A 7,084-nucleotide genomic window follows, 5' to 3' on the forward strand; every position below is an offset into this window, starting at 1 on the left:
ATAAATACCTGTTTAACAGATGTTTAATTAAAAACAGTAATTTTTAATGTTCAAAAAAAATAAACCATCATTAAACAAAAACTGCTCATTGAATTCTTATAAAAAACCCGCCCTCATAAGGGCGGGTTTTTTTATTACCAAATCTTTACACGCTTATCAGGCGCTATATACATTCCGTCACCTTCTTCAATACCAAAGGCTTCATAAAAGGCGTCTACGTTTTGTAATGGTACATAAGCCCTGTACATTCCCGGTGAGTGCGGGTCTGTCTTTACCTGGTTCTTTATCGCTTCGTCTCTCATCTTGGTTCTCCAGATAGTTGCCCAGCTTATAAAGAAACGCTGTTCGGGCGTATAACCGTCTATAAGGCCCGGGTTGCCATGCTCTTTAAGGTATAACTTAAGTCCGTCATAAGCAGCATTAACCCCACCAAGATCACCAATATTTTCGCCAAGTGTAAACTTGCCATCTACATAAGTACCAGGCAGCGGCTGTAAAGCGCTGTACTGGTCGGCAAGAGCGCCACCAAGCCCTGTAAATTTCTCAAGGTCTTCATCGCTCCACCAGTTAACAAGGTTACCATCTGCATTATAACGCGACCCTGAATCATCAAAACCATGCGATATTTCGTGGCCAATAACTGCCCCTATACCACCATAGTTAACCGCTTCATCTGCCCTGTAGTCATAAAAAGGCGGCTGTAAAATTCCCGCAGGAAACACAATTTCGTTATTGCTCGGGTTAAAATAAGCATTAACAATTTGCGGTGCCATATGCCACTCGTCCTTATCTACCGGCTTGTTAAGCTCCGCTATGTTTTCCTTAAAGTTAAACTTTGCAATGTTTTTCATGTTAGTAAACAGGGCGCCTCCGGCTTCTGGGCTGGTAATAGTAAGTGCAGAGTAATCTTTCCACTTATCCGGGTAACCAATCTTAACACGCAGCTTGCGTAGTTTTTCTATAGCATTCTCACGTGTAGATTTTGCCATCCACGGCAGGCGGTTAATGCGGTTTTCAAAAGCCAGCATTACATTTTTAATCATTGCCTGTGCCTTTTCTTTAGCCTCGGCAGGAAATTTCTTTTCAACGTAAAGCTTGCCAAGTGCTTCGCCAACAGTACCGTTTATGGTGTGCAGGGCGTTAATATCACGCTTCTCTTCTTTAAGCGCACCACGCAGTGTTTTGCTGTAAAACTCCCAGTTTGCTGTTTCGATATCTGTAGTAAGGTAGTCAGACGATTTGTTAATGAGCGTCCACCTCATGTAATCTTTCCAGTCCTCAACTTTATTTTCTATTAAAAGCTGGTCAAGCGCCGCCATATATTTAGGCTGAGATACAATAACAGTATCTACTTTGGCAATACCAACACCTTTAAGATAAGCATCCCATTTTACAGAAGGCGCTTCGGCCTGAAGTTGCTTTACTGTCATTGGGTTATAGGTTTTACGGCGGTCGCGGCGCTCTACCCTGTCAAGCCTCGGCTCTGCCATGGCTGTTTCCAGCGCAAGTATATTCTCTGCCGATTTCATGGCGCGCTGTTTGTCATAACCCAAATAAGTAAGCATGCGTGCCACATGCTGTACATACTCTTTACGCTTTTCTTTAGAGTCTTCATCATCAGAAACATAATAGTCCCTGTCAGGCAATCCAAGAGAACCCGGGCTTATATATACCACATTGCGGTTACTGTTCTTGGCATCTGTACCCACACCGGCTCCAAAAAAGCCAAGCCCGCCTTCGGGTTCCATTTCTGTTAAAAGCGCCTGCAGGTCTTTTACGTTCTTAACCTTATCTATTTTAGCCAAGTAAGGCTTTAATGGTGTTATGCCCTGCTTGTTGCGGGCTACGGTATCCATTATGCTCTTGTAAAGGCTTGCCGCCTTACCCTGATCGCTGTTAGGATCAAGCTTTTTGTTGGCGGCAGCTTCCTTAAGTATGGCAAGCGCATCGTTATTGGTCTGCTCACGCAGTTCGTCAAAACTGCCCCAGCGGGTTTTATTTCCGGGGATTTCGGTTTTATCTACCCAGGTACCATTTACATACCTGAAAAAATCGTCTGCAGGCTTAACCTTAGTGTCCATATAGCCAAGGTTAATGCCCGGCTTTTGTGAGGCGTTCCTGTTTTGTGCAGTAGTTACAGCAGTCGCTCCCATAATAAGGGCTGCTGCTGCAAGTGTTGCTTTCTTGTTAAGTTTCATATTTTGTGTTTTAAACCAAGTTCTACAAAAATATAAAGTTAACCGAAAAAGCCATGCCAAAAGGACGAAAAGTAGCTTAACCAATCATTTTTAACGTTTTAAAACCTGAAATATCTTCTGTTATATGCGTGCTGCTTTCGTAATTTTGCAAAAAATATAAACTCTATGCTCTCATTTTTCAAAAAATATAAAATCTTCTTTCTTGTAATGCTGGCGCTTTCGGCAATCATACTGGCACTGTTTTATGACGCACTAAAGCCGGAAAAAACACTTAGAATATACAACCCGAGCGATGTAAACCCGGAGCTTGTAGATACCACAGTGCAGTACATTAGCCGACATCATAAAATTGCCGATTTTTCTTTTGTAAACCAAAACGGCGACACCATTACGCAGGAAGATTACAAAGGCAAGATTTATGTTGCCGACTTCTTTTTTACCACCTGCCCCACCATTTGCCCCAAAATGACAAAAAACATGGTATGGTTACAAGATAAAATAAAAAACAACCCAAAGGTCAAGTTGCTGTCGCACACAGTTACCCCGGAAATTGACAGTGTGCCGGTACTAAGGGCATATGCTACTAAAATGGGCGCCATAGATGGTAAATGGAACATGGTGACCGGTGATAAGAAAGATATTTATTATATAGCCCGTAAATCATATTTAGCAGTTAAAACCAACACTGTTGGCGAGTTGTATGATATGGTGCATACCGAAAATTTTGTGCTGGTTGACAGCCAGGGCAGGATACGCGGTTTTTATAATGGTACCAACCTTGATAAAGAGGTAGAAGGCGAAAAGAACGTTAAGGAGCTTTTAGAAGATATTAATTGGTTAAGTGAGCACGATAAATAGCCCCTGCTTGTTAATTTTTTGTAAATTTGTATTCTTAATTATTCTAAATAAGCTTTGAAAACCACTCTTGCAGGGCTGAAAAAAGGCCAGAAAGCCATTATAACCGAATTTAATATTGATCCCATCCCGCTCAAGCTGCTTGAAATGGGGTGCCTGCCCGGCAATACGGTGGAATTATTGCAAGTTGCGCCCCTGGGCGACCCAATTTACATCAACGTTAACGACAGCCATGTAGCCATCCGAATGGAAACTGCCGCCGAAATTGACGTTGAAATTATAAGAGACTGATACTAAATGGCAACCCGCACAATAAAAATTTCCCTTATAGGTAACCCAAACACCGGGAAAACCTCTGTTTTTAACCAATTAACGGGGCTTAACCAGCAGGTAGGCAACTACCCGGGCATTACGGTAGAGCGTAAACAGGGTTCGGTACGGCTGCCCGGAAATACTAAAGGCATTATTTTAGACCTGCCCGGCACCTACAGCCTTAATGCCAGCTCTATGGATGAGAACGTAGTTATAGAGCTGCTGCTTAACCGCAACGATAAAGATTTTCCTGATGTTGCGGTAGTGGTTACCGATGTAGAGAACCTGAAGCGTAACCTGCTGCTATTTACCCAGATAAAAGACCTTGAAATACCTGCCATACTGGTTATTAACATGGCCGACAGGATGAATAAAAAGGGTATTTCGCTCAACATACCTCTATTGGAACAGGAGCTTAAAACCAAGATAGCATTGGTAAGCTCACGCAAAGGCACCGGTATCACTAAACTGAAAGAGCTTATTACAGAGTATGCTTCGCTTTCTACAGAGCCGTGCCTTAATGCCTCATCGATAGACCCTGAATATTTCGGCAGGCTGCGAAATGCATTCCCCAACCAGTTGCTTTACAAGCTATGGCTGGTTATTACACAAGATGTTAACTTCGGGCAGCTTGAGCGTAATGAGATTGAGGATTCTTTTACCAAATCAAAATCAGAACTGAAGCGCCTACAGCAAAAGGAAACCATCAAACGCTACCAGTTTATAAATGACACCCTTAAACAGGGCATGACAGTTGACACCGCAAAGGCAAAAGACCTTCGCGCAAAGTTAGACCGTATATTAACCCATAAAATTTTTGGGTACCTTATCTTCTTTGCTATATTACTGGTAATCTTCCAGTCAATTTTTGCCTGGAGCAGCGTACCGATGGATCTTATAGACGAAGGCTTTACATGGCTTAGTTCTTATACTTCTAATCACCTGCCTCCCGGCAAGCTTACAGAGCTTGTAGCCGAAGGTATTATTCCTGGTATTGGCGGTGTGGTAATATTTATCCCGCAAATTGCATTCCTGTTCCTCTTTATCTCCATCCTCGAAGAAAGTGGGTATATGAGCCGCGTTGTTTTCCTTATGGACAGGATCATGAAACGTTTCGGGCTTAGCGGCAAGAGCGTTGTGCCGTTAATATCGGGCACAGCCTGTGCCATACCGGCTATTATGGCAGCGCGTAATATTGAGAACTGGCGCGAAAGGCTCATAACTATACTGGTTACACCCTTTACTACCTGCTCTGCCAGGCTCCCGGTTTATGCTATATTAATATCCCTTATTATACCGCAGCGCAGGGTTTGGGGTATTTTTAACCTGCAGGGGCTAACGCTTATGCTGCTGTACCTGTTAGGGTTTTTAGGGGCAATAGGCGCGGCTATAATCCTCAATAAAATACTTAAAACCAAATTTAAGAGCTTCTTTGTTGCTGAAATGCCCAATTACAAAATGCCGCTTGCTAAAAACGTGGGCATTACCGTTGTAGAAAAAACAAAGGCGTTTGTATATGGTGCCGGTAAAATTATTCTTGCCATATCTATTATTATCTGGTTCTTGGGTTCGCATGGGCCCGGCGATAAAATGGAGCTTGCAGAGCAGGTTCTTACAGCGCAGTATGGCAACAGCCTTGAAGAAGATGAACTACAGGACGCAATAGCATCTTATAAGCTTGAAAATTCATACATAGGGTACATGGGTAAAAGCATTGAGCCTGCCATACGGCCTTTAGGCTACGACTGGAAGATAGGCATTGCAATTGTTACATCCTTCGCGGCACGCGAGGTATTTGTGGGCACGCTGGCAACAATATACACCATAGGCAGCGGCGCTGATGACGAGGCAACCATAAAAGAACGCATGAAGCAGGAAACAAACCCTGAAACGGGCAAAAAAGTGTTCAATTTTGCTACGGGTATATCGCTGTTACTGTTTTATGCCTTTGCCATGCAGTGCATGAGCACGCTTGCCGTTACCAAAAAAGAAACCAATAGCTGGAAATGGCCGCTTATACAGCTTTTTAGTATGAGTATTTTTGCGTACCTTGTTTCTTTAATAGCCTACCAACTGCTAAAGTAAACATTACCATGACCCTACAGGAAATTATAACCTATGCGCTGGTGGCTGTTGCAGTAGCTTACCTTATTAAGAAATATTTCTTTAAAAAGAAGAAAAAAGGCAACTGTGCCGATGACGACTGCGGCTGCCATTAAGTTTACCCCAAAGCTACATCAAGCACCATCATTACCACAAAACCTGCAATAAGGCCAAGCGTGGCAATGTCGGTATTCTTATCCTGCTGAGTCTCCGGGATTACCTCCTCTACCACTACAAATATCATGGCGCCTGCCGCAAAAGCAAGGGCATATGGCAAAAGGGGAGTAAAAAATGTAACGGCAACTGCGCCCAAAACCCCGGCAACAGGCTCTACAAGCGCCGATGCCTGCCCATACATAAAACTGCGGGTGCGCGTCATACCCATCCGGCGCAGGGGCATAGATACTGCTATCCCTTCAGGAAAGTTTTGTATGCCGATACCAATGGCAAGCGTTAGCGCCCCGGCTATAGAAGCTTCGGGTATACCTGCGGCTACGCCGCCAAAAAGTACGCCAACGGCAAGCCCTTCAGGTATATTATGCAGGGTTATGGCAAGCACTAACAATGTTGTTCGCTGCCACGGTGTTTTTATCCCTTCTTTTTCGCTTTCCTTAAAATTGATGTGCAGGTGCGGCAGTGCCTTATCTAACCCGAACAGGAAAAGTGCGCCCAAAAGAAACCCTATAGCGGCAGGCATTACTTTTATGAAGCCTTCGCCGGCGCTCATATCTATTGCGGGAGATAGCAGGCTCCAGTAGCTGGCCGCTATCATTACACCGCCTGTAAAGCCCAGCATACCATCGAGCGCCACACGGTTCATATTCTTAAAGAAGAATACGAAAGACGCCCCGAAAGCCGTTAAAAACCACGTGAACAGCGTGGCATAAAGCGCCGCCAGCACGGGCGGTATGCTTTCAAAATAAGCAACTATACTGCTAAACATATTTATACGACTTTTACAAAAAGGTTAGATGCTATTTTATTGGATACCAAAAGCTGCCTGTCTTTAACAAGCAGTGTAAGTGACTGGTCGAAATCTTCGCGCGATACTACTTCTATACCTGAACCAAGCGCAATCTGCTGTTTATCGAGGTACTGCAAAAAGGCCGAAGAGCTGTCTTTCACGCCAACACATATTACCCGTTTACCGGCAGGCACTTCAGAGAGCAGTTTTTTATCCACTTTTTTAATGTTGCCATCGCGGTCGGGTATTGGGTCGCCATGCGGGTCTTCGGTAGGGAAATCCAGAAACTCTTCCAGTTTATTCGTCAGCTTTTCCGATTTTATATGCTCAAGCTGCTCCGCCACATCATGTACCTCATCCCATGAAAAATCGAGTTTCTCCAGCAAAAATACTTCCCAAAGGCGATGTTTTCTTACAATCATAAGTGCTGTAAAGCGTCCTTCCTTTGTTAAGGAAACGCCTTGGTATTTTTTATATTCCACAAGCCCTTTTTCGGCAAGCTTCTGTACCATGTCGGTAACAGATGATGGCTTACTTTCCATTTCGCTTGCAATGGCATTTGTGGTAACGCCTTTATTGGCGCCGGTAGAAAGGTGGTATATTATTTTAAGGTAATTCTCTTCTGAATAGGTCATGCAGCATGTAATTAACC

At 43.8% G+C, this 7,084-nt stretch carries 7 protein-coding genes; 4 read left to right on the forward strand and 3 right to left on the reverse strand.

The window, feature by feature from the left end:
* Positions 1-134: 134 nt before the first annotated feature.
* Positions 135-2,153, reverse strand: coding sequence for a M13 family metallopeptidase (locus Q0K96_RS13570; RefSeq protein ID WP_297334527.1), 2,019 nt, complete (start codon positions 2,151-2,153; stop codon positions 135-137).
* 210 nt (positions 2,154-2,363) lie between these two features.
* Here Q0K96_RS13570 and Q0K96_RS13575 point away from each other — a divergent pair, with 210 nt between their 5' ends.
* Genes Q0K96_RS13575 through Q0K96_RS13590 form a run of 4 tightly spaced genes read left to right on the forward strand, consistent with a single transcriptional unit; the run spans position 2,364 to position 5,584 of the window.
* Positions 2,364-3,056 (forward strand): SCO family protein, encoded by a 693-nt coding sequence (locus Q0K96_RS13575; RefSeq protein ID WP_297334523.1) that lies wholly within the window; start codon positions 2,364-2,366, stop codon positions 3,054-3,056.
* Positions 3,057-3,110: 54 nt separating this feature from the next.
* The gene (locus Q0K96_RS13580) at positions 3,111-3,344 is read left to right on the forward strand and encodes a FeoA family protein (protein ID WP_297334524.1); all 234 of its coding nucleotides are present in this window, start codon (positions 3,111-3,113) and stop codon (positions 3,342-3,344) included.
* 6 nt (positions 3,345-3,350) lie between these two features.
* Entirely contained in the window at positions 3,351-5,450 is a 2,100-nt protein-coding gene (gene feoB, locus Q0K96_RS13585) for a ferrous iron transport protein B (RefSeq protein ID WP_297334525.1), read from the forward strand.
* A gap of 8 nt (positions 5,451-5,458) precedes the next feature.
* A complete protein-coding gene (locus Q0K96_RS13590) occupies positions 5,459-5,584 on the forward strand; it encodes a FeoB-associated Cys-rich membrane protein (protein ID WP_223054647.1) in 126 nt (41 codons plus the stop codon).
* A 2-nt stretch (positions 5,585-5,586) separates the two neighbouring features.
* On the opposite strand, the gene Q0K96_RS13595 is transcribed toward Q0K96_RS13590, so the two are convergent.
* Positions 5,587-6,411 (reverse strand): ZIP family metal transporter, encoded by an 825-nt coding sequence (locus Q0K96_RS13595; RefSeq protein ID WP_297334526.1) that lies wholly within the window; start codon positions 6,409-6,411, stop codon positions 5,587-5,589.
* Positions 6,412-6,413: 2 nt separating this feature from the next.
* Complete coding sequence (locus tag Q0K96_RS13600; protein ID WP_297334528.1) at positions 6,414-7,067, reverse strand: metal-dependent transcriptional regulator; 654 nt, start codon at positions 7,065-7,067, stop codon at positions 6,414-6,416.
* Positions 7,068-7,084: the final 17 nt, after the last annotated feature.

It is taken from the genome of Flavobacterium sp. (genome assembly GCF_024305175.1).
In the GTDB taxonomy this organism is placed as follows: Bacteria; Bacteroidota; Bacteroidia; order Flavobacteriales; family Flavobacteriaceae; genus Flavobacterium.